This window comes from Xenophilus arseniciresistens (assembly GCF_028023875.1).
Taxonomy (GTDB): Bacteria; Pseudomonadota; Gammaproteobacteria; order Burkholderiales; family Burkholderiaceae_C; genus Xenophilus; species Xenophilus arseniciresistens.
The window spans coordinates 427,202-448,041 of sequence record NZ_JAQIPB010000002.1; the positions used below are offsets into that span (position 1 = coordinate 427,202).

Consider the following 20,840-nt stretch of genomic DNA (forward strand, 5'->3'; position numbering starts at 1 on the left):
AAGGCACCCGCATGACAGCCGTGCTTCTCGACATCCATGATGGATGGGCGGAACTGATCCTCAACCGGCCCGAGCGCAAGAACGCCATCGAAGGCCAGCTCGCCCAGGCCATGCACGAGGCGCTGGATCGTCTGGCGCCGGAGGATTCCGTCCGCGCCGTCGTGCTGCGCGGTGCCGGCGGTGCCTTCTGTTCCGGCCTGGACGTGAAGGCCTTCAACGCCGACCCCCCGGCGCCGTGGAAGGCCGGCTTCGCAGTGCTCTGGGATGCCGTGCACAACCAGCTGCTCGCCAGCCGCAAGGTGCTGATCACCGCGCTGGAGCGCTATGCGATCAACGGTGGCGCCGCGCTCGCGCTGGCCGGCGACCTGATGGTGTGCGGCCGGAGCGCCTTCCTTCAGGTGGGCGAGATCGGCATCGGCATGGCCGCGCCCCGCAACGCAGCCTGGCTGGCCCTGCGCCATTCGGAGGCCGTGGCCGCGCGCGTGTGCCTGATGGGCGATCGCGTCGGCGCGGCAGAACTGTTGCGCCTGGGCATCGCGACCGAGGTGGTGGACGACGAGACAGTCCTTGCCCGCGCGCAGGCAATGGCGCAGGCCATTGCCGCCTTCCCGGCGCACTCGGTCCAGGCCGTCAAGTCGGGCATGCGCGCCGCCACCATGCAGATGCCCACCGGGCGGTGGATGGAAGCGTGCGCAAAAAGCGATGCCTTCAGCCAGGGCGGGGCCATCCAGCAGGTCGGGACCCACAAGCCATGAAGACACGCATCACCGAACTGCTTGGCATCCGCTATCCCATCATCCAGGGCGGCATGATGTGGGTGGGCCGCGCGGAGCTCGCTGCAGCCGTCTCCAATGCAGGCGGTCTCGGGACGCTGACTGCGCTGACGCAGCCCGACCCCGAGGCGCTGGTGCGCGAAGTGCATCGCTGCCGCGCGATGACGGACGCGCCCTTCGCGGTCAACCTCACCATCCTGCCATCGGCTGCGCCGCCGCCCTATGAAGCCTATGCGCAGGCCATCATCGACAGCGGCGTGCGTGTGGTCGAAACCGCCGGGCAGCATCCCGAAGCCATCACCGAGCTGTTCAAGTCAAAGGGGCTGGTGATCGTGCACAAATGCACCGCGGTGCGCCACGCGCTTTCAGCGCAGCGGCGCGGGGCGGACGCCATCAGCATCGATGGCTTCGAATGCGCGGGCCACCCCGGCGAGGATGACGTTCCCGGCCTGATCCTGATCCCGGCCGCCTGCGCGAAGCTGTCGATCCCGGTCGTGGCCTCGGGCGGCATCGCCAACGGCCGCACCATGGCTGCGGCCCTGGCGCTGGGCGCCGACGGGGTGAACATGGGCACACGCTTCATGCTCACGCGAGAGGCCCCCGTGCATGACAGCGTCAAGGCGGCGCTCGTGCAGGCCAGCGAACGCGACACGACACTGATCTTCCGCGGCCTTCGCAACACCGCCCGCGTCTGGCGCAACCCGGTCTCCGCGGCCGTCAACGAACTCGAGCGCAGACCCCAGGGCGCCACCTTCGACGAGTTGCGACCCTGGGTCGCCGGCGTGCGCGGGCGCCGGGCGCTTGAGCAGGGCGCGAGCGACGAGGGGCTGATCTGGGCCGGTCAATGCCTGGGCCTGATCGATGACGTGCCCGATTGCGCGACCCTCATCCAGCGCATGGTGGCCGAGTGCCGCCAGGCGCTGCGCCGCGCCACCGATCTCTGCCACCCAAGCCCTCTCTCCCCTGAAAGCCAGACTCATGCGTGAAGCCGTCATCGTTTCCACCGCCCGCACGCCGCTGACCAAGGCGCATCGCGGCGAGTTCAACCAGACACCGGGTGCAACGCTGGCCGCGTTCGCGGTGCGCGCGGCCGTCGAACGCGCCGGCATCGAGCCGGCGCTGATCGAGGACGCCATCCTCGGCTGCGGCTACCCCGAAGGCACCACCGGGCGCAACATCGCCCGCCAGGCGGTGGTGCGTGCCGGGCTGCCGATCGGCATTGCGGGCGCCACCGTCAACCGCTTCTGTGCCTCGGGTCTGCAAGCCATTGCGATGGCGGCAGGCCGCATCGTCGTCGATGGTGCGCCCGCCATGATCGCCGGGGGCGTGGAAAGCATCTCGCTCACGTCCACACGCGGCGATCCGAACACGGGCATCGACCCCTGGATCCAGCAGCACAAGCCGCAGATGTACCTCTCGATGATCGAGACGGCGGACATCGTCGCGCAGCGCTACGGCATCAGCCGCGAAGCCCAGGACCGGTTCTCGGTCGAGAGCCAGCACAAGACGGAGCGCGCTCAGAAGGAGGGCCTGTTCGACGGCGAGATCGTGCCGTGCACGACCACCATGGCCCTTGCGAGCAAGGAAAGCGGCGCGGTGACGATGCAGGAGGTGACGGTGCGCGCCGACAACTGCAACCGCCCCGGCACCCACTACGAAGCGCTCGCCAGGCTTGCTCCGGTGCGCGGCGAGGGGCAGTTCGTCACCGCCGGCAATTCCTCCCAGCTTTCCGATGGCGCGAGCGCCTGCGTGCTGATGGAAGCCGGTGCCGCCAGCCGTGCCGGCCTGCAGCCGCTGGGCGCCTTCCGCGGCCTCGCGGTGGCCGGCTGCGAGCCCGACGAGATGGGCATCGGCCCGGTGTTCGCCGTCCCCCGGCTTCTGGCGCGTCACGGCCTCAAGATCGACGACATCGACCTGTGGGAGCTCAACGAAGCCTTCGCTTCCCAGGCCATCCACTGCCGCGACCGGCTCGGCATTCCCGGCGAGCGGCTCAACGTCAACGGTGGCTCCATTTCGGTGGGGCATCCGTTTGGCATGACCGGCGCGCGCCTGGTCGGGCACGCGCTGCTCGAAGGCCGCCGGCGCAAGGCCAGGTATGCCGTCGTCACCATGTGCATTGCCGGGGGCATGGGCGCAGCGGCACTGTTCGAGATCTATTGAAGGAGCAGCGCCTTGGACCTTGATTTCACCGATGAAGAGCTCGCCTTCCGCGAGCAGGTGCGCACCTTCTTCCGCGACAGGCTTCCCGCGGACATCGCGCAGAAGGTCGAGCGCGACGAGCGCCTTGGAAAGGCCGACTACGAACGCTGGCACGCGATCCTCAACGCGCAGGGCTGGCTGGCGACGGGCTGGCCGAAAGAGCATGGCGGCCCGGGCTGGACGGCCATGCAGCGCTATCTGTTCGAGTTCGAAGGCGCCATGGCGAATGCGCCACGCATCATCCAGTTCGGCATCAACATGCTGGCGCCGGTGCTCATGAAGTTCGGCACGCCCGAACAGAAGCGCCGATGGCTGCCACGCATCCTCGACGGACGCGACTGGTGGTGCCAGGGCTATTCGGAGCCGGGCGCCGGATCGGACCTGGCGTCGCTCCGGACCACCGCAGTGCGTACCGCCGACGGCTATGTCGTGAACGGGCAGAAGACCTGGACCACGCTCGGCCAGCATGCCAACATGATCTTCTGCCTGGTCCGCACCGACCCCGCAGCGCGCAAGCAACAGGGCATCAGCTTCCTGCTGATCGACATGCACTCGCCCGGCGTCGAGCTGCGGCCCATCATCACCCTGGACGGAGAGCACGAGGTCAACGAGGTCTTCTTCACGGACGTGCGCGTGCCGCTGGAGAACCTGGTGGGCCACGAGAACGAGGGCTGGAGCTGCGCGAAGTTCCTGTTGACGCACGAGCGCACCGGCATCGCAGGCGTGGGCTACTCGTGCGCCGCGCTGCAGCGGCTCAAGCAGGCAGCGGCGCATCTGGTGCGCAACGGCCGCCCCCTGCTGCAGGACCGGGACTTCGCGGCCCGCCTCGCTCGCGTTGAGATCGCGCTGCACAACATGAAGACGACCAACCTGAAAGTGCTCGCGGGTGCCGCCAGCGGTGCCGCACCGGGCGTCGAGAGTTCAATGCTCAAGATTCAGGGCACGGAGATCCGACAGGAGATCCACGCGCTGATGCTGCGCGCGATGGGGCCACACGCGCCGCTGTTCGCCAACGACATGACCGATGCGGCCGACCTGGACCTCGCGTGCATTGGCCCGGCAAATGCACCGCGTGCCGCCCTCACCTGGTTCAACAACCGCAAGCTCTCCATCTTCGGTGGCTCCAACGAGATCCAGAAGAACATCATCGCCAAGACCGTGCTGGGACTGTGAGCCACCCGCCATGAACTTCGAACACACCCACGAGCGGCGACTTCTCGCCGACAGCATCTCGCGCTACGCCGCCGATCGCTATGGCGAGCTCACGCGCCGACTGGTGCCGCAGCCCCGACAGCATTTCGACCCCCGGCATTGGAGCGCGCTGGCCGAGCTCGGTGCGCTCGGAGCCTTGTTCACGCCCGAACAGGGAGGATTCGGAGGTGACGCCTTCGACCTCATGGTCGTCTTCGAAGCGATCGGACGCGGGCTCATCACCGAGCCGTTCCTGGCCAGTCTGATGGCCGGGCGAACCCTCGCGCACGTGGCCGACCCGGGGCATGCGACGCTGCTGGCAGGCATCGTCGAAGGCACGACGCTGGCGAGCCTGGCGCACTGCGAGAGCGGCGGGCAATGGCACCCTGCGCACGCAGGCTGCACGGCGCACCGGCAGGGCGATCACTGGGTGCTCGAAGGCGACAAGGTGGGCGTCCCGTGGGGAGCCGAGGCCGACATCCTGCTGATCTCGGCACGCACCAGCGGCAACTTCGACGACGAGGACGGGCTGTCTCTGTTCGCAGTGCCCGCCACCAGCCCCGGATTGACGCGGTGGGGCCATCCCGACTTCGACGGCGGCCGTTCGGCGGACATGTCGCTGCGCGGCCTGACGCTGCCGCCGCAGGCGCTCGTCGGCGCCGTCGGCCGGGCCGCTGGCGCGCTCAAGGCCGGGATCGCCTGCGGCATCCAGGCTGTCTGTGCGGAGGCGCTCGGCCTGATGGACGTGATGATGGCCGACACGCTCGAGTATCTGCAGACGCGCAAGCAGTTCGGTGCGCCGATCGGAAGCTTCCAGGCCGTGCAGCATCGCATGGTCGATCTCATGCTTCAGGTCGAACAGGCCCGCTCGGCCACCCTCAATTGCGCCCGGCACATGCAAGCCGACGCATCAACGCGCGACCGCTGCGTGGCCGCAGCCAAGTTCACCATCAGCACCGCGGCGCTGAAAATGGCGCAGGAATGCATCCAGTTGCACGGCGGCATCGGCATGACCTGGGAGCTGCCGCTGGCCCACTACGCGAAACGGCTGGGCCTGCTCAGCTTCCAGCTGGGCGACGAGGACTTCCACCTGGCCCGCTACGCAAGCGCCTATGCAACCGACGGCGTTGCCGCTGCGAGCGAGGCGGGCATCTAGCGCGCCGCCCCGCTCAGTCCAGTGATTGCTCGCAGATCGACTGCAGCACCCTCTGCCCCGACAGCAGCGCGCTGTACATGGAGCTGAAGGTCTCCAGCGACTCGCAGATGACCACCACGCCGCCTTCCGAGCCCGCGTCTTCCTCGCGCTCGAAGATATGCCAGGCATAGCGGCCTGACGGGGAGACTTTGCTGGCGGTGACGGCCATGACTGCGGGCATGGCGCGAACGGTAGCCAGCCCTCAAGTCAACGGCGTGAATGCGCGCGCAGGGTGCGGCAACGGTGCTTTTGTGCCGGCGCCCCGTTGTAAATTGGCACACTTGCTGCCCATGAAGTTCAGACTCCGTCAGATGGAGGTGTTTCGCGCGGTGATGTTGACGGGTTCGATCAACGGCGCCGCCAAGCTCCTCTTCACCTCGCAGCCCGCGGTCAGCCGCATCGTCTCTCACACGGAAAAGACCCTGGGCCTGGCGCTTTTCAACCGCGTCAAGGGCAAGCTGGTGCCCACGCCCGAAGGCGAGGCGCTGTTCCGAGAAGTGGACGCCTTCTACCGCGAGGCGGTGCGCGTGGACGAGTTCGCGCGCGGCCTGGCCCAGGGGCCCTCGGGCACGCTCAAGCTGGCCTGCAGCCCGGCGCTCAGCCGCAGCATCCTGCCGCGCGCCATCACGCTGTTCCAGCAGCGCTACGGCAAGATCCGCGTGAACGTGCACACCACCCTGCTCAACGACATGGCGCAGGAAGTGCTGAGCAAGGCGGTGGACCTGGCCATCTCAGTGCTGCCGCTGGAACACCCCAACCTCACGGTCACGCCTTTCACCGAAGGACGCATGGTGTGCGTGGTGCCCGCGGGCCATCCCTTGTCGAAGCTGCAGCAGGTGGCCATTTCGGACCTGGCCCAGCACACGCTCATCGCGCACGACGCGTCCATCGCCTTCGGGCAGATGGTCGCGTCGGCCTTCCGCAAGGCGGGCGTGACCCTGTCGTCCCGCGTGGACATCCATGAAACGGACGTGGCCTGCGCGCTGGTGCGGGCCGGTGCCGGGATCGCGGTGGTCGACCCCTTCACCGTCGAGGGGCTGAACTGGTCGGACCTGTGCGTGCTGCCGCTGGCCGACGAGATCCGGCTGACGCCGAGTATCGTGCGCTCGGCCTTCGACACCGGCCGCAGCCATGCCGACAAGTTCGCCGAGGTGCTGCACGGCATGTGCGCCGCCGCGCCGCCCGCGGGGCGCGCCCCTTAACCTCAGGCTATACCGCACCGCATAACCGGTATAGGGCCGATTCGGGCGGCCTGGCTTAGATTTTCCGCATGCCGGCGCGCTCCCCTGCGCCCGCCAGACCAGGAAAAGAGACAGCAAGCCATGACCCCGATCCAGATCCTGCGCCGCAGGCGCCAGGTGCCCGCTGATGTGGTGGAGCGCTTCCGCGGCCTGCCCGTGGCCAACATCAGCGACTGCATGGCCCGCATCGTGGCTGCGGGGCCGCGGCTGCGGCCCATGCATGCCGGAGGCGCGCTGTGCGGCCCGGCCTTCACGGTCAAGACCCGCCCGGGCGACAACCTGCTGGTGCACAAGGCGCTGGACCTGGCCGAGCCCGGCGACGTGCTGGTGGTCGATGCCGGCGGCGACCTCACCAACGCCATCATGGGCGAGCTGATGACGGGCTACGCGGCCAGTCGCGGCATTGCGGGTGTGGTGATCAACGGCGCGATCCGCGACGCGGACACGCTGCGCGCCTCGCCCTTCCCGGTCTATGCGGCGGGCATCACCCATCGCGGCCCCTACAAGGACGGCCCGGGCCAGATCAACGTGGCCGTCGCCATCGACGGCATGGTCATCGAAGCGGGCGACCTGATCGTGGGCGACGCCGACGGCGTGCTGTGCGTGCCCTTCGATGACGCGCCCGCGCTGTGCGAGGCCGCGCGCGAAAAGCATGCGCAGGAAATCGTGACCCTGGCCGAGATCGAAGCCGGCCGGCTGGACACAGGCTGGGTCGATGCGCTGCTGCAGCGCCTGGGCGCGCAGTCCGAATACGCACAGCCATCCGGGCAGACCCTGGCAAAGCCTTAACACGAGGCTATACCCCGCCGCACATCCGGCATTCGCCGCTGCGGCCTTGAATTTCTAGCATTGCCCCTGCCCTGCATCGCCCGCGCCTTGCGTGGCCGCTTGCAGCGCAGGCCTTCTTTCCTGCACAGACGAAAAGACAGCTCTCATGAAGATTGGACTCATTGGCCTTGGCAATATCGGCGTTCACTTCGCCAACCGGCTGCTGGCCGCCGACCACGAACTGCTGGCCTACGACCCCAACCCCGAGGCGCTGGCGCGCGTGGTGGCCAGAGGCGCCACCGCCGCCACCAGCAACGAGGACCTGGCGGCCCGCGCGGAGGTGGTGCTGCTGTGCCTGCCGCTGCCGCGCATCGTGCTGGAGGTGGCCGCGCAGGTGGCCCGCGGCGGCAAGCCGCGCATCGTGGTGGACCTGTCGACCACCGGCCCTTCCGTGACCCGCGAAGTGGAGCAGCTGCTGGCGCCGCACGGCATCGCACTGGTGGGCGCGCCCGTCAGCGGCGGCACCGTGGCGGCCGAGAAGGGCACGCTGGCCGTGATGCCGGCCGGCCCGCAGGCGGCCTTTGCGCAAGTGGAGCCGCTGCTGCGCGTGATCGGCAAGAACATCTTCTACCTGGGCGAAGACCCGACGCTGGGCCAGACCATGAAGATCATCAACAACACGCTGTACGCCACCAGCATGGTCGCCAGCTGCGAGGCCCTGGTCTACGGCGTGAAGGCCGGGCTGGACGCCAAGACCATGCTCGACGTGCTGAACGTCTCCAGCGGCCGTTCCTTCGCGACGCTGGAGCGCATCCCGCAGTGCGTGCTGGACCGCAGCTTCCCGCTGCGCTTCACCACCGAGCTGCTGCACAAGGACATCAAGATGTGCCTGGACGAAGCCGAGAAGCTGGGCGTGCCCATGCAGGTGAACCCGGCCGCGCGGCAGTTCCTGGCCTTTGCGATTTCGCAGGGCGACGGCGCGAAAGACAACGTCTTCCCGATCCGCCACATCGAGCAGTGGGCGGGCGTGCAGTTCGGCGCCAAGCCCGCGGCCTGAGCCTTCAAGCACCACAAGACCAGAGACAGAAAGAACAATGATCAGAAGACGTTCCATGCTGGCTGGCGCAGCGATGGTCTGCGCACTGCCTGCGCTGCCTTCGCTGGCATCGGCCTATCCCAACAAGCCCATCCGTCTGGTGGTGCCCTTCCCGCCCGGCAGCATCACCGATGTGGTGGCGCGCGCGTTGTCCGACGGCATGTCGGCGCGGCTGGGCCAGCCGGTGGTGATCGACAACCAGGCCGGCGCCAACGGCATCGTGGGCACGGTGTCGGCCGTCAAGGCCGCACCCGATGGCTACACCCTGTTCATGGTCGGCGTGAGCACGGGCGCCAGCAACGTCAGCGCCTTCAAGGCCCTGCCCTACGACCCGCGCAAGGACTTCACCCCCGTCGGCACCCTGGCCGAAGCGCCCTTCATGCTGGTGGTGGGCAAGCACCTTCCGGTGCGCAACCTCCAGGAGTTCCTGGCCTACGCCAGGGCCCAGCCCAACCGGCTTTCCTACGGCTACGGCTCGGGCAGCGCGCAGATGTGCGCGGCCCAGCTGGTCAGCATGGGCGGCTTCAGCGCCACGGCCGTGGCCTACCGCGGCGTGCCGCAGGCCATGACCGACCTGGCCGGCGGCACCATCGACTTCACCATCGCCGACCTGGTCAACGGCCAGCAGCAGGCCAAGGCCGGCCGCGTGACGGCCATCGGCGTGACCAGCCAGCAGCGCTCGCCGCTGGCGCCCGACATTCCTTCGCTGGCCGAAGGCGGACTGCCCGACTACGACCTGACGGTGTGGTTCGGCATGGCCGGGCCCGCGCGCCTGCCCGCGCCCGTGGTGCAGCGGGTCAACGCGGTGCTGCGCGAAGTGCTGGCCGACGCCACGCTCCGCAAGCGCTTCGAGACCGCGGGCCTGACGCCGCTGCCGGGCTCGGCCGAAGCCTTCGGCAAGCTGATCGACACCGACATCGGCAAGTGGGGCGCCGTGTTCAAGGCCGCGGGGCTGGAGCCGCAGTAGCAGCCCCGCCGCCCACCGTTTTCTTTCCACCCCTCCTCTCCATCCAAGGACCCGACTCCATGTCCCTGATCAAGATCCGCAAGAAGCTGCTGAACGTCGAAACGATCTACCACGAAGGCGGCCCGCCGCCCGACCAGCCCATCAGGATGGGCAGCATCGCAGTGGTCATCGACAACCCCTATGCCGGCCGCTACGTGGAAGACCTCTCGGGCCTGGTCAAGGACGCCACCGAGATGGCCAAGGAACTGGTGCCCGAGCTGCTGGCGGCCCTGGGCGGGGCCGACAAGATCCAGGCCTACGGCAAGGGCGCCATCGTCGGCCTCAATGGCGAGCTGGAGCATGGCGCGATCTGGCACGAAGCCGGCGGCTGGCCCATGCGCGGCAACCTGCCGCAGGCCAAGTCCATCGTGCCCGCGGCCAAGGTCGTGGCCACGGCCGGCACCCGCCTGCAGATTCCGCTGCACCACATCGAGGCCTGCTACGTGCGCAGCCACTTCAGCACCATGGACGTGGGCGCGATCGACAGCCCGCGGCCCAACGAGCTGCTCTATGCGCTGGTGATGTCCACCGGCAGCCGCGTGCATGAGCGGCTGGGCGGCCTGCGCGCCGACAAGATCAGCGTGGGCGACGGCCAGCGCTGAAGAAGAGGAACAAGAAAAAGCGGCCGCGCGATTCCCCGCACAGAACAAAGACGGAGACACCTCATGACCCACCGCATCCCCGGCCTCACGCGCCGCCTGTCCCGCAGCCTGGTGGCCGCCGGCCTGCTGCTGGCCGGCCTGGCCGCGCACGCATCGAACTGGCCCGAACGCCCCGTCACGCTGGTCGTGCCGCTGGCCCCGGGCGGCAGCACCGACACCACGGCCCGGCTGCTGGCCGAGAAGCTGGGCAAGGAACTGGGCCAGCCCGTGGTGGTGGACAACCGCGCCGGCGCGGGCGGCAACATCGGCGGCGCCTATGTGGCCAAGTCGCAGCCCGACGGCTACACGCTGCTGTTCACCACCAGCACGGCGGCCACCAACGTCACGCTCTACAAGAGCATGGGTTTTGACCTGCAGAAGGACCTGGTGCCCGTCTCGCAGGTGGCGCAGATCCCGAACGTGCTGATGGTCAACAACGACGTGCCGGCCAAGACGCTCAAGGAGTTCGTGGACTACGTGGGCCAGAAGAAGACGGTGATCAACTTCGGCTCGGCCGGCAACGGCACCTCGCAGCACCTGTCGGGCGCGCTGTTCAACAGCCGCGTGCAGGGCCACATGGTGCATGTGCCCTACAAGGGCGGCGCCCCTGCCAACGCCGACCTGATCGCCGGCCAGATCCAGGCCGTGTTCTCGCCGCTGGTCGAAGTGCTTTCCTATGTGGACAGCGGCCGGCTGCGCGCGCTGGGCGTGACCACGCCCGCGCGTTCGTCGCGCCTGCCCGACCTGCCGGCTGTCGCCGAGGTGCTGCCCGGTTTCGAGGTCGTGCTGTGGAATGGCGTGCTCGCGCCCGCGGCCACGCCCAAGCCGGTGGTGGACAAGCTCGCAGCCGCGATCCAGCGCGTGACGCAGGACGCAGCCTTCCGCAAGACCCTGGCCGACCAGGGCAGCACGCCCATCGGCAATTCACCCGAAGAATTCAAGGCCGTGCTGGGCACGGAAATCGAGAAATGGGGCAAGCTGGTCAGGTTGTCGGGCGCGCGTGTCGATTGAATCCATGAAACCTGTTCTTCTCGTTCTGGTCTTCCTGTCTGAAGAGCATCGCGCGCTGGTGGCCGAGCGCTTCGAGATGATCTATGCGCCCAACGAAGGCCTGGGCAAGGACCGCTCCAACGGCGCGGCGCAGATCGCGGCGCACGGCCCGCGCATCCGCGTGGTGCTGACCAACGGCACCAACGGCCTGCTGGCCGAGGAGATCGCGGCCCTGCCCGGCCTGGAGCTGATCTGCACCGTGGGCGTGGGCTATGAGAACGTGGACCTGGCCGCGGCCCGCGCGCGCGGCATTCCCGTGTGCAACGCCGCAGGCACCAACGACGCGGCCGTGGCCGACCATGCGATGGCGATCCTGCTGGCGGCCATCCGGCGCGTGCCCTTCCTCAACGCCGGTGTGCGCACGGGCCTGTGGCGCGACGACATTCCGCGCCCGCCGCATGTGTCGGGCCGGCGCATGGGCATCTTCGGGCTGGGCGCCATCGGCAAACAGATTGCCCGGCGCGCGCAGGGCTTCGACATGGAGATCGGCTACCACAGCCGCACGCGGCGCGACGAAAGCGGCTTCCAGTGGTTCGACGACATCCTGAGCCTGGCCCGCTGGTGCGACTTCCTGGTCATTGCCGCACCGGGTGGCAGCCAGACCTACCACGTCGTCGATGGCCGGGTGCTGGAGGCGCTGGGCCCCGAAGGCGTGCTGGTCAACATCGCGCGCGGCACCCTGGTGGACACGCAGGCGGTGGCCGATGCGCTGCGCGAGCGCCGCATCTGGGCGGCGGCGCTGGACGTGTATGAAGGCGAGCCCACGCCGCCCGCGCCGCTGCTGGCGCTGGAGAACGCGGTGCTCACGCCGCACATCGGCGGCATCTCCGGGCAGGCCATCCATGCCTCGGTGCTGCGCTTTCTGCAGAACGCGCAGCTGCATTTCGAAGGCAGGCCGCTGGCGACGCCGGTGGGCTGAACGCCGCGGCCGAAGCCTGCGAGGCTGTGGGTGGCTGCGCCGTCCCTCAGATGCTGCGGAACAGCGGGCTGCGCGCCAGCGCCTGGGCGCCGTCGGCGCTGCTGAGGAACTTGCTTCGCGCTGGGCGCACTGGTCGCCTTTCTCGTCACCGTGTCCGACGCAGGCCTCTGGAACATCGGCGCCGCGTTCTGGGGCCTCGTGGCGGGCGTGGCGGTCTCGTGGCTGGTGGAGCGCGCCGACTTCGCAGCCGAGCGCGCGCGCTGATCAGGCCGCGGATGGGGCATGGCCAGGCTGCTTCAGGTGTGCAGCGCAGCACGCACCCGTTCGGCCCGCGGGATGGGTGCCACGGCGCCATAGCCTTCGGTGGAAAGCGCCGCCGCCACCGAGGCATAGCGCGCCGCTTCGCGCAGGCTGTCCCCTGCCACGATGCGTGCCAACAGCGATCCGGCAAAGGTATCGCCCGCGCCGGTCGCGTCCACCGGCGTGCACGGATGCGGCGCCACGCGAAATCGATCCTTGCCGTCGACGACCAGCGCGCCCTTGTCGCCCAGTTTCAGCGCCACGGTCCCGGCGCCGAGTTCCAGGCAGAAGTCGGCCAGCGCGTCAGCGTCGGTCAGCCCGCTGATCGCGCTGATGTCCTCGTAGCTGGGCAGACAGATGTCGCTCTGCCGGATCAGCTCGCACATGACAGCGCGGGCCCGGGCCAGCGGCCACAGCTTGAGCCGCAGGTTGGTGTCGAAGGCGACCTTGACACCCTGCTTTTTCGCCATGGCGACGGCGGCGAAGCAGGTGTCGCAGGCATTCTCGGAAATGGCGGCTGAAATGCCCGAGAGGTGCAGCACCTTGGCGCTGGCTATCGACTGCGCCGGCAAGTCCTGCGGCAGCATCCGGCTCGCCGCCGAGCCCTTTCGGAAGAAGCTGAAGTGGTGGCCCTTGTCATCGTGGCTGACGAAGTAGACCGCCGTGAAGGCCTGGGCGTCGGTACGCACGCCGTCATGCGCCACACCTTCCCGGGACCACAGCTCGCGCAGCATGCGTCCGTACACGTCGTCGCCGACCGCAGACAGATAGCCCACACGCGCACCCTGGCGCGCCGCCGCAATCGCTGCGTTGCTGGTGTCGCCGCCAAAGCCCTGCAGGTACAGGCTGCCGCCGCCTTCGCTGGTCTGGTTGAACTCCACCATCGGCTCGCCAAGGGCGAGGATGTCGACGCTCATGCCGCTCGTTCCTTGTTCACCGGGCTTCAGATGCGGCCGTACTTGGCCAGCCCCTTGCGCAGCGAGCGCTCGGCAATGATGAGCCTGGCCTGCTCCAGTTCGCGCTCGTCGATTTCCTGCGCCATGGCGAGCACTTCGGCGGCCTTCTCGTGCGGCACGACCACCACGCCGTCGATGTCGGCCACGATGATGTCGCCCGGGTGCACCACCACGCCGCCCACCTCCACCGGCACCTGCGAGGCGACGGTCTTGAAGCGGCCCAGCGTGGTGCCGGGGCTCACGTCGCGCGCATACACCTGGAAGCCGTAGTCGCGCCGGATCTCGCCCAGGTCGCGCACACCGCCATCCAGAATCGCGCCGGCATGCTCGTTGGCCACCGCGCCGGCGGTCATCAGACCGCCCCACACGGCAACGTCGGGCTCGCCGCCGGCGATGGAAATGACGATCACGCTGCCGCGTGGCGCTTCGTCGATCAGATCCAGCGCATGCTGCGGCGGCACGAACTCGTCGGTGGCGGCTTCGAGCACCGTGGCGGCGGGGCCGATCACGCGCTTGTCGTTGATGCGCGGCTTGATGCTGGCATCCATGTAGCCGCGGCGGCCACAGATCTTGTCGACCGCGTCAGCCACGGAAGCCACGGCAACGGCTTCAAAGCCGTCGATCAGTTCTTGCATTTGAGTGCTCCTCCTAAGAGCGTTGGGGTTGCCTGTTGATCACCAGGGGTTGAGCCAGTGCAGCGGCTTGTCGCCGCGCAGGATCCGCACGGCTTCCTCTGCGGCCATCCGCTGAAGGTCGCGCATCGCCTCCTCGCTGTACCAGCCGATGTGGTTGCTGACGGCGACGTTGTCGAGCGTGAAGATGGGGTGCTGCGGATCGGGCGGTTCTTTCTCGAACACATCGAGGCCTGCGCCCAGGATGCGGCGCGCCGCCAATGCGCGGTGGAGCGCATCCAGGTCGACCAGCCCGCCACGCGCTGTGTTCACCACGATGGCGGTGGGCCGCATCAGGCTGATGCGGCGCTCGTCGATCAGATGGCGCGTGTGGGCGTTCAGGGGCGCGTGCAGCGAGATCATGTCGGCCTGCGCGCAGATCTCGTCCACGGTGGCCAGCTCGATGCCTGCCGAAGCCTTCGCGTGCGGATCGCTCACCAGCACGCGACCGAAACCGAAGCCGTTGAACTTCTCCAGCGTCATGCGCGCAATGCGCCCGAAGCCGATGAGCCCCAGAGTGCGTCCGCGCAAGCGGTACATCGGCTGCAGCACGCCCGTGGACCAGCGGCCTGCCCGTACCTGCGCATCGTGCAGCCGCAGGCGGCGCACCACCGACAGGGCCAGCGCAAGCGCCTGCGTGCTGACCTCGTCGGTGCCGTAGTCAGGCACGTTGGCCACTGCGATGCGCCTCTCGCGCGCGGCTTCCATGTCGATGTTGTCCACGCCGATGCCGTAGCGGACGATGCCCCTGCAGCAGTCCATCGCCTCGATCACGCGGCGCGGCAGCGGCGACTCACGCACCAGCACCACATGGGCGCCGCGCACGTGCTCCACGGCGCAATCCACATCGGCGCGAACGGGCCGCACTTCGAACGAGGCCCCGGCGGCCGCCAGGAGCGATGTCTCCTGGTCGTACTCGGCATAGCCATCATCCAGGGCCACCACGCGCACGGGCGACAGAAGCTGCGCCATCACTTGCCGGCCGCAGCCTTGAGCAGGCGCTCCGTCCATTCCTTGCTGACGTCAGCTTCCAGGTACTTGCGCACCGCAGGCTGCGCAGCCTTGCGGAACACGTCGATCTCGGCAGCGGTCAGTTCGGTCACCTGCATGCCCTTTTCAGACAGCACCTTCTTGGCCGACAGGTCCTGCTCACGCGTCATGTCGCGGTGGATCTTCTTGGCGATCTGCACGCCTTCATCCACGGCTTTTTTCTCGGCGGGCGAAAGACCGTTGTAGAAGCGGTCGCTCACCAGGTAGGCATGCAGGCTGTAGACATGACCGTCCAGCGTCACGTGCTTCTGGCTCTGGTAGAGGCTGGCGGCCAGGATGTTGGTCACGCCGTTTTCCTGACCGTCGGCCGTGCCCTGCGCAAGGGCTGCCGGCAGCTCGCCCCAATCGATCGCGGTGGGGCTGCCGCCCAGCGCCTTGACCAGCTCGATGAACACCGGGCTGGGCTGCACGCGCATCTTCAGGCCCTTCATGTCCTCGGGCGTCTTGATGGGACGCTTGTTGTTGGTGAAGTGGCGGATGCCGTTGTCCGCGTAGCCCATCAGGCGGATGCCGGTCTTCTTGCGCATGTCTTCGGCCAGGTCCTTGCCGAACTGGCCGTCGAGCACGGCGTAGGCATGCGCGTGGTCGTTGAAGATGTAGGGCAGGCCGAAGATGTTGAAGGTCTTGTAGACCCCCGGGATGCCGCCGTCATGGACCACCGCCAGCTCAACGCTGCCCAGGCGCAGCCCTTCCATCATCTGCTGCGCGGTACCCAGCTGGCCGGCCGGATAGAGTTCCACCTTGATGGAACCGTTGGTGGCCTTCTCCACGTGCTCCTTGAACGCCACGGCCGCCACGTGCTTGGGCTGGTCGTTCTTGGCAGGTTGAAAGTGCGCGTACTTCAGCACCTTGGCTTGCTGCTGGGCGTGCGCCGGCAGCACGCCCATGGCCAGGGTGGTGGCCAGAGCCGCGGCTGTGGCGGCCAGGGTGCGGCGCTTGTTCGCATTCATGCGTTGTGTCTCCAGTTGGGGTTGTGGGAAGAAAGACAGGCTCAGTGCGCGTAGCCCAGCAGGCCTGGCAGCCAGGTCGACAGTGCTGGAACGAAGGTGAGCAGCGCCAGGACGATGAGCAGCGCGATCAGCATGGGCCTGGCCTCGCGAACCATCGGTCCCATGGGCACGCCCGAAACGATGGATGTCACGAACAGCAGCCCCCCGACCGGCGGCGTGATCATTCCCAGCGTCAGATTGACGATGACGACGATCGCGAAATGCAGGGGGTTCAGCCCGGCGGCATCGGCCAGCGGCGCCAGGATGGGCACCATGATCATCACGCCGGGCAGCGGCTCGATGAAGATGCCCACGAGCAGAAGCAGAACGTTGATGGCCACCAGCAGCGCCACCTGAGACAGATGCAGGCCTGCGATCCATGCGGCCACGGTCTGCGGTATCTGGCCGACCGTGAGCACCCAGGCGAACACCGCCGAGGTGGCCACGATGAAGAGGATGGACGCCGTCATCAGCGCCGTGCGGAACAGAATGGCCGGCAGCATGTTCATGCGCAGCGTGCCGTATACGAAGCGCCCGACCAGCAGCGCATACAGCACCGCGGCGGCGGACGCCTCGGTCGGCGTGAAGACGCCGAAATGGATGCCGCCCAGGATGATGAAGGGCAGCACCAGCGCGGGCACTGCGCGCACGAAGAGCCTGAAGATGGGCGTCGGATCCAGCAGCGCTGCGGAACTGCGGTAGTCGCGCCTGACGCTCACGAGGTGGTTGACGATGGCCAGCGAGAGCGCGATGAGCACGCCCGGCATCACACCGGCAAGGAAAAGGCCGGTCATGGTCACGCTGTTGTCCGTCAGCGCGTACACGATCATGATGATCGACGGCGGAATGATCGGCCCGACGATGGCGGTGGAGGCGGTGAGCGCCGCTGCATATGCGTCGCTGTAGCCCGCTTTCTTCATCATCTTGATCAGCATCGCGCCCGGCCCTGCCGCGTCGGCCAGCGCCGAGCCGCTGATGCCCGAGAAGAAGGTCAGCGTGAGGATGTTTGCGTGGCCCAGGCCCCCGCGCCGCCGGCCCACGAGGCGCGCCGCGAACTGCAGCAGCACGTCGGTGAGCGCGCCGCCAGACATCAGCTCGGCCGCCAGGATGAAGAAGGGAATGGCCAGCAGCGGAAAGCTGTCGAGCCCGCTGAACAGGTTCTGCGTGACGATCAGGCCCGACAGGCCCGGCTTCATCGCCAGCGCGGCGAGACCCGCTATGAGCATGGCGAAGGCAATGGGGACACCCAGGGCCATCAGGCCGATGAAGCTGATCGAGAGTACGGCGCTCATGTCTGCCTGCTCCGCTTCACAGGGCCTGAGGGTCGAAGCCCTCGACCTTTTCCCATTCACCCGTGGCGATCCAGCGCCGCGCGATGAGCGTCAGGTGCAAGAGCATCAGCGCCGCACCGATCGGGATGGCCAGGTAAACCTTGCCGAAAGACCAGCCGAGCACGGGCGTTTCCTGCTCCCAGCCGAACTGCGCGTATTCGATGCCCAGCCAGATCACGATCAGCAGGGTGACGGCAAGGACGGCGACGACCAGCCCGCGCACCATGCGCGCGCCCGCAGGCCGCAGGCTCTGCGACAGGGTGTCGATGGCAATGTGCCCGCCCACGCGCAGCGCGAGTCCGGCGCCCAGGAAGGCTGTCCAGATCATCATGTAGCGGGTCACTTCTTCCACCCACGTGAAGGAGTAGCCGAAGGCGTAGCGGGAAATCACATTGACGATGACCAGCGCCGCCATCACGCCCACCAGGCCGATCAGCACCCAGCGATTGGCGGTCATCAGCCAGTTCTCCCAGGAGGTGGCCGGTCGCGTTGCGGCCTCGGTCGCCGGATTCGCCGTAGTCATCTGTCTTTGTCTCCTTCTTGCCAGCCCTTGGGGCTGCTTATCTTCGATGTATCGTATCTAATATCTCAGATAGAGCATGCTAGGAAACCCTTAAACTGCGCGAGCTCGAACCATCTTCGAAAGAGACACCCATGAACGCGCCACTGCTCGTCGAGCGCCCTCAACTGCTGACCGACATCGCCTACGACCGCCTGCGCGAGGGGATCGTGGCCGGCGATCTGAAGCTGGGCGAACAGGTGTCCGAGGCGCAGCTTGCGCAGCGCATGGGCATCAGCAAGACGCCCGTTCGAGAGGCGCTGGTGCGACTGAAGATGGAGGGCCTGGTGGAGATCGTTCCCCAGAAGGGCACCTTCGTGTTCAAGCTGACGCCCGAGCAGGTCGGGCAGCTCTGCCGCTACCGGGCCATGATCGAAACGCAGGCCCTGCGCGAAGCCGCTGCCGTGCAGCCGCGCGAGCTGATCTCGCGCCTGTCGGCGCATGTGGCCGAGATGGTGGTTCAGGAGAAGGCCGGCGACACCAGCAAGCTGTCGCGCATCGACATGAACTTCCACTACGAGTTCCTGGCCTGCTGCACCAACCCTTACTTGCGTGCAGCGTACGAGCTCATCCGCTACCAGCTCATCGCATTGCGACACCGCTCGCCGATCAGCAACATGGTCGACAGCCACCAGATCCTGATTGACCTGCTCGAAAAGGGCGACATCGAGGCGGCTGCACGCCAGTTGCACGAGCACGTGCTCGAGAACGAGGCGCGGTACAGCGCGGCGTGCTCGGGCGCATAGCTCTGGACATGGGGCGGCCCGACCCGCACGGGCGGCAGCCGGCAACGCCCCGGCTCACAGCAGCAGCACGCACCCAAGCACCAGCCCGGCCAGCCAGAGCGTCTCGGCCAGGATCAGCAGCATGGGCCGCCAGCCGGCCTGCGCCAGCTGTGCGAAGGAGGTCTTCAGGCCCAGTGCCGCAATGGCCACGACCAGGCAGCCGCGCGAGAGCTGGTTGGCGGCCTCCTGGATCGCGGCGGTGATCAGGCCTGCGGAGTTGGTCGCCACCAGCACGACGAACATCCAGAGGAACCAGGGCACCAGGCCGAGGCCCGGAGTGTGGTTGGCCGCATCGCCCGGCATGCTGCGCGCGCGAGCCTGCCGGAACGCCGCCGACACCACCACGACCACCACCGTCAGCAGCGCCACACGCAGCAGCTTGACCAGGGTGGCAATGTCGCCGGTCGCGTGGTCCAGCATGTAGCCGGCGCCGACCACCTGGGCCACGTCATGGATGGTGCCGCCCAGGAACAGGCCCGCCAGCGCCGGCGGCAGGTGCAGCAGGCGCGCCACCACCGGGTACAGCACCATGGCCGCCGTCGACAGCAGCGTGACCGTCACCACCACCATCAGGGTGAAGCGGTCGCTGTTGCGGTCGCGCGGCAGCACGGCCGACAGCGCCAGCGCGGCCGAGGCCCCGCAGATGGCGACGGCGCCGCCCGACAGCGTGGCCTCTGCCCGCGTGAGGCCCAGCCGCCGCCCGAGCCACTGCGCCAGCAGCAAGGTCGTGACCACGCCGGCCACCACCACCATCGCCGTGCTCCAGCCCAGGGCGGCGATCTGCGCAGCCGTGATGCGCGCGCCCAGCAGGCCCACCCCCAGGCGCAGCACGGTGCGGGCGCAGAACTCGATCCCCGGCCGGCTGCGCGCATCGGCATGCAGGTGATGCAGGGCCATGCCGAAGAACAGGGCATAGAGCAGTTGGGGACCGCCGTGCAGCGTGGCGACGAAGGTGGCCGCCATGGCAAGCAGCGCCGACAGGCCAAAGCCCGGCCACAGCTGCGACACGCGGGCCGCAGCCACCGCCAGCAGGGGCATCTGGGCCCGGAGTCGTTCCATGGTCAAGCGGGCCTCAAGCGCGCAGCGGGCCCGCTGCGCGCCCTGCGTTCTTCAAAGCGGCTCACCCGTCCACCTGGATCTTCTCTTTCTGGATCAGCTCCTTGAAGAACATGCTGTCATCGCGCACCCGCCGGCCGAAAGCCTCGTGGGCCTCGAAGTCGGGATACAGCGCAGACAGCAGCAGTTGCTGTCTGGCTGCAGGCGCGGTCATGGTCCTGTGCGCTGCATCGCTCATCCGCGCGACGATCTCGGCCGGGGTGCCCTTGGGCGCGAACAGGGCGAACCAGCTGCGCGTGTCGAGGTCGAAGCCCAGCTCCTTGAGCGTCGGCACGTCCGCAAGCTCCGGGTTGCGCGCGCGCGTGGTGGAGGCCAGGCCCTTGAGCACGCCGTCCTTCACGCGTGGCATGGTGACCGGGTCGTACATCACGTCCACCCGGCCGCCCACCAGGTCGTTCATGGACTCCATGGAGCCTTTGTAGGGCACATGGACCACGTCGATGCCGGCCTGCTTGTGCAGCAGCACGCCGGTCAGGTGCACGATGGATCCCACGCCGTTGGAGGCGAAGGTGTACTTGCCGGGGGCGGCCTTGGCCGCCTTGATGAAATCGCCGTAGTGCGCCCAGGGCGCGTCCTTGAAGGTGGTGATCAGCCCGTAGCTGGAGGCGAGCTTGGCGACGGGCACGAAGTCGTCGGCCGTGAATTTCAGTTTGCGGATCCACGGCGCGACGGCCACGGCGGCCGTGGGCGCCACGAGGAAGGTGTAGCCATCGGGCGTGGCGCGCGCGGCCAGCTCGGTGCCCAGGGTGGCGCCGGCGCCCGGCTTGTTGTCCACGATCACGGGCTGCCCCAGCTCCCTCGAAACGCCGTCGGCGATGAAGCGCGCGATCTGGTCCGACAAGCCACCCGGCGGATACGGACTGATGAAGCGAAGTGCCTTGTTCGGCCATGGGCTGGCGGACTGGGCCCATGACTGGCCCACGACGAAGGGCAGCGCCATGGCTGCGGCGGCACTGCCACAGAAGCTGCGGCGATTGGGTTTCACGGCGTACTCCTTGAGAGGG

Annotated in this window: 22 protein-coding genes; 13 read left to right on the plus strand and 9 right to left on the minus strand. The window is 68.1% G+C overall.

Features of this window, described 5'->3' with window-relative positions; all coding sequences use genetic code 11:
* The first annotated feature begins 11 nt into the window (after nt 1–11).
* Genes PGB34_RS06580 through PGB34_RS06600 form a run of 5 tightly spaced genes read left to right on the plus strand, consistent with a single transcriptional unit; the run spans nt 12 to nt 5,319 of the window.
* A complete protein-coding gene (locus tag PGB34_RS06580) occupies nt 12–755 on the plus strand; it encodes an enoyl-CoA hydratase/isomerase family protein (protein ID WP_271427675.1) in 744 nt (247 codons plus the stop codon).
* A complete protein-coding gene (locus tag PGB34_RS06585) occupies nt 752–1,759 on the plus strand; it encodes an NAD(P)H-dependent flavin oxidoreductase (protein ID WP_271427267.1) in 1,008 nt (335 codons plus the stop codon). Before PGB34_RS06580 ends, PGB34_RS06585 begins: the two co-directional genes overlap by 4 nt.
* Nucleotides 1,752–2,933 carry an acetyl-CoA C-acyltransferase gene (locus PGB34_RS06590; protein WP_271427268.1) on the plus strand — a complete coding sequence of 394 codons (1,182 nt, stop codon included), beginning with the start codon at nt 1,752–1,754 and terminating at the stop codon, nt 2,931–2,933. The genes PGB34_RS06585 and PGB34_RS06590 overlap by 8 nt, the downstream gene beginning before the upstream one ends.
* Nucleotides 2,934–2,945: 12 nt before the next feature.
* The gene (locus PGB34_RS06595) at nt 2,946–4,145 is read left to right on the plus strand and encodes an acyl-CoA dehydrogenase family protein (RefSeq protein WP_271427269.1); all 1,200 of its coding nucleotides are present in this window, start codon (nt 2,946–2,948) and stop codon (nt 4,143–4,145) included.
* 10 nt (nt 4,146–4,155) lie between these two features.
* Complete coding sequence (locus tag PGB34_RS06600; RefSeq protein WP_271427270.1) at nt 4,156–5,319, plus strand: acyl-CoA dehydrogenase family protein; 1,164 nt, start codon at nt 4,156–4,158, stop codon at nt 5,317–5,319.
* 13 nt (nt 5,320–5,332) lie between these two features.
* Here the strand turns inward: PGB34_RS06600 and PGB34_RS06605 are convergent, their stop codons facing one another.
* A complete protein-coding gene (locus tag PGB34_RS06605) occupies nt 5,333–5,539 on the minus strand; it encodes a hypothetical protein (RefSeq protein ID WP_271427271.1) in 207 nt (68 codons plus the stop codon).
* A gap of 109 nt (nt 5,540–5,648) precedes the next feature.
* Between PGB34_RS06605 and PGB34_RS06610 the strand changes: the two genes are divergently transcribed.
* The 7 genes from PGB34_RS06610 to PGB34_RS06640 all read left to right on the plus strand — a co-directional run bounded on the left by PGB34_RS06610 (nt 5,649) and on the right by PGB34_RS06640 (nt 12,079).
* Complete coding sequence (locus tag PGB34_RS06610; RefSeq protein WP_271427272.1) at nt 5,649–6,560, plus strand: LysR family transcriptional regulator; 912 nt, start codon at nt 5,649–5,651, stop codon at nt 6,558–6,560.
* A 120-nt stretch (nt 6,561–6,680) separates the two neighbouring features.
* Nucleotides 6,681–7,388, plus strand: a complete 708-nt coding sequence (locus PGB34_RS06615) for an RraA family protein (protein WP_271427273.1) — start codon at nt 6,681–6,683, stop codon at nt 7,386–7,388.
* Nucleotides 7,389–7,479: 91 nt separating this feature from the next.
* A complete protein-coding gene (locus PGB34_RS06620) occupies nt 7,480–8,424 on the plus strand; it encodes an NAD(P)-dependent oxidoreductase (RefSeq protein WP_271427274.1) in 945 nt (314 codons plus the stop codon).
* 55 nt (nt 8,425–8,479) lie between these two features.
* On the plus strand, nt 8,480–9,430 hold the full coding sequence (locus tag PGB34_RS06625) for a Bug family tripartite tricarboxylate transporter substrate binding protein (protein WP_271427275.1): 951 nt from the start codon (nt 8,480–8,482) through the stop codon (nt 9,428–9,430).
* Between the two features lie 59 nt (nt 9,431–9,489).
* Nucleotides 9,490–10,071: an amino acid synthesis family protein gene (locus PGB34_RS06630; protein ID WP_271427276.1), complete on the plus strand. Its 582-nt coding sequence runs from the start codon at nt 9,490–9,492 to the stop codon at nt 10,069–10,071.
* A 63-nt stretch (nt 10,072–10,134) separates the two neighbouring features.
* Nucleotides 10,135–11,121, plus strand: a complete 987-nt coding sequence (locus PGB34_RS06635) for a tripartite tricarboxylate transporter substrate binding protein (RefSeq protein WP_271427277.1) — start codon at nt 10,135–10,137, stop codon at nt 11,119–11,121.
* Nucleotides 11,122–11,125: 4 nt separating this feature from the next.
* Nucleotides 11,126–12,079, plus strand: a complete 954-nt coding sequence (locus PGB34_RS06640) for a 2-hydroxyacid dehydrogenase (RefSeq protein WP_271427278.1) — start codon at nt 11,126–11,128, stop codon at nt 12,077–12,079.
* A gap of 296 nt (nt 12,080–12,375) precedes the next feature.
* Here PGB34_RS06640 and PGB34_RS06650 read toward each other — a convergent pair whose 3' ends face one another.
* Genes PGB34_RS06650 through PGB34_RS06675 form a run of 6 tightly spaced genes read right to left on the minus strand, consistent with a single transcriptional unit; the run spans nt 12,376 to nt 17,899 of the window.
* Nucleotides 12,376–13,296: a sugar kinase gene (locus PGB34_RS06650; protein WP_271427279.1), complete on the minus strand. Its 921-nt coding sequence runs from the start codon at nt 13,294–13,296 to the stop codon at nt 12,376–12,378.
* 26 nt (nt 13,297–13,322) lie between these two features.
* Nucleotides 13,323–13,970 (minus strand): RraA family protein, encoded by a 648-nt coding sequence (locus PGB34_RS06655; protein ID WP_271427280.1) that lies wholly within the window; start codon nt 13,968–13,970, stop codon nt 13,323–13,325.
* Between the two features lie 39 nt (nt 13,971–14,009).
* Complete coding sequence (locus PGB34_RS06660) at nt 14,010–14,978, minus strand: C-terminal binding protein (protein ID WP_271427677.1); 969 nt, start codon at nt 14,976–14,978, stop codon at nt 14,010–14,012.
* Complete coding sequence (locus tag PGB34_RS06665) at nt 14,978–16,006, minus strand: TRAP transporter substrate-binding protein (protein ID WP_271427281.1); 1,029 nt, start codon at nt 16,004–16,006, stop codon at nt 14,978–14,980. The genes PGB34_RS06660 and PGB34_RS06665 overlap by 1 nt, the downstream gene beginning before the upstream one ends.
* A gap of 41 nt (nt 16,007–16,047) precedes the next feature.
* Nucleotides 16,048–17,337: a TRAP transporter large permease gene (locus PGB34_RS06670; RefSeq protein WP_271427282.1), complete on the minus strand. Its 1,290-nt coding sequence runs from the start codon at nt 17,335–17,337 to the stop codon at nt 16,048–16,050.
* Nucleotides 17,338–17,353: 16 nt separating this feature from the next.
* Nucleotides 17,354–17,899 (minus strand): TRAP transporter small permease, encoded by a 546-nt coding sequence (locus PGB34_RS06675; RefSeq protein WP_271427283.1) that lies wholly within the window; start codon nt 17,897–17,899, stop codon nt 17,354–17,356.
* Between the two features lie 131 nt (nt 17,900–18,030).
* Between PGB34_RS06675 and PGB34_RS06680 the strand changes: the two genes are divergently transcribed.
* Nucleotides 18,031–18,681 carry a GntR family transcriptional regulator gene (locus PGB34_RS06680; RefSeq protein WP_271427284.1) on the plus strand — a complete coding sequence of 217 codons (651 nt, stop codon included), beginning with the start codon at nt 18,031–18,033 and terminating at the stop codon, nt 18,679–18,681.
* A gap of 54 nt (nt 18,682–18,735) precedes the next feature.
* Here the strand turns inward: PGB34_RS06680 and PGB34_RS06685 are convergent, their stop codons facing one another.
* On the minus strand, nt 18,736–19,779 hold the full coding sequence (locus tag PGB34_RS06685; protein ID WP_271427285.1) for a YeiH family protein: 1,044 nt from the start codon (nt 19,777–19,779) through the stop codon (nt 18,736–18,738).
* A gap of 61 nt (nt 19,780–19,840) precedes the next feature.
* A complete protein-coding gene (locus tag PGB34_RS06690) occupies nt 19,841–20,821 on the minus strand; it encodes a Bug family tripartite tricarboxylate transporter substrate binding protein (protein WP_271427286.1) in 981 nt (326 codons plus the stop codon).
* Between the last annotated feature and the right edge of the window lie 19 nt (nt 20,822–20,840).

Bases quoted from the DNA above. Each gene is read 5' to 3' on its own strand.
- PGB34_RS06665 (WP_271427281.1), bottom strand. From the start codon at position 16,006: ATGAATGCGAACAAGCGCCGCACCCTGGCCGCCACAGCCGCGGCTCTG.
- PGB34_RS06590 (WP_271427268.1), top strand. From the start codon at position 1,752: ATGCGTGAAGCCGTCATCGTTTCCACCGCCCGCACGCCGCTGACCAAG.
- PGB34_RS06630 (WP_271427276.1), top strand. From the start codon at position 9,490: ATGTCCCTGATCAAGATCCGCAAGAAGCTGCTGAACGTCGAAACGATC.
- PGB34_RS06670 (WP_271427282.1), bottom strand. From the start codon at position 17,337: ATGAGCGCCGTACTCTCGATCAGCTTCATCGGCCTGATGGCCCTGGGT.
- PGB34_RS06640 (WP_271427278.1), top strand. From the start codon at position 11,126: ATGAAACCTGTTCTTCTCGTTCTGGTCTTCCTGTCTGAAGAGCATCGC.
- PGB34_RS06660 (WP_271427677.1), bottom strand. From the start codon at position 14,978: ATGGCGCAGCTTCTGTCGCCCGTGCGCGTGGTGGCCCTGGATGATGGC.
- PGB34_RS06610 (WP_271427272.1), top strand. From the start codon at position 5,649: ATGAAGTTCAGACTCCGTCAGATGGAGGTGTTTCGCGCGGTGATGTTG.
- PGB34_RS06635 (WP_271427277.1), top strand. From the start codon at position 10,135: ATGACCCACCGCATCCCCGGCCTCACGCGCCGCCTGTCCCGCAGCCTG.
- PGB34_RS06655 (WP_271427280.1), bottom strand. From the start codon at position 13,970: ATGCAAGAACTGATCGACGGCTTTGAAGCCGTTGCCGTGGCTTCCGTG.
- PGB34_RS06585 (WP_271427267.1), top strand. From the start codon at position 752: ATGAAGACACGCATCACCGAACTGCTTGGCATCCGCTATCCCATCATC.
- PGB34_RS06675 (WP_271427283.1), bottom strand. From the start codon at position 17,899: ATGACTACGGCGAATCCGGCGACCGAGGCCGCAACGCGACCGGCCACC.
- PGB34_RS06625 (WP_271427275.1), top strand. From the start codon at position 8,480: ATGCTGGCTGGCGCAGCGATGGTCTGCGCACTGCCTGCGCTGCCTTCG.
- PGB34_RS06615 (WP_271427273.1), top strand. From the start codon at position 6,681: ATGACCCCGATCCAGATCCTGCGCCGCAGGCGCCAGGTGCCCGCTGAT.
- PGB34_RS06600 (WP_271427270.1), top strand. From the start codon at position 4,156: ATGAACTTCGAACACACCCACGAGCGGCGACTTCTCGCCGACAGCATC.
- PGB34_RS06680 (WP_271427284.1), top strand. From the start codon at position 18,031: ATGAACGCGCCACTGCTCGTCGAGCGCCCTCAACTGCTGACCGACATC.
- PGB34_RS06580 (WP_271427675.1), top strand. From the start codon at position 12: ATGACAGCCGTGCTTCTCGACATCCATGATGGATGGGCGGAACTGATC.
- PGB34_RS06650 (WP_271427279.1), bottom strand. From the start codon at position 13,296: ATGAGCGTCGACATCCTCGCCCTTGGCGAGCCGATGGTGGAGTTCAAC.
- PGB34_RS06605 (WP_271427271.1), bottom strand. From the start codon at position 5,539: ATGCCCGCAGTCATGGCCGTCACCGCCAGCAAAGTCTCCCCGTCAGGC.
- PGB34_RS06685 (WP_271427285.1), bottom strand. From the start codon at position 19,779: ATGGAACGACTCCGGGCCCAGATGCCCCTGCTGGCGGTGGCTGCGGCC.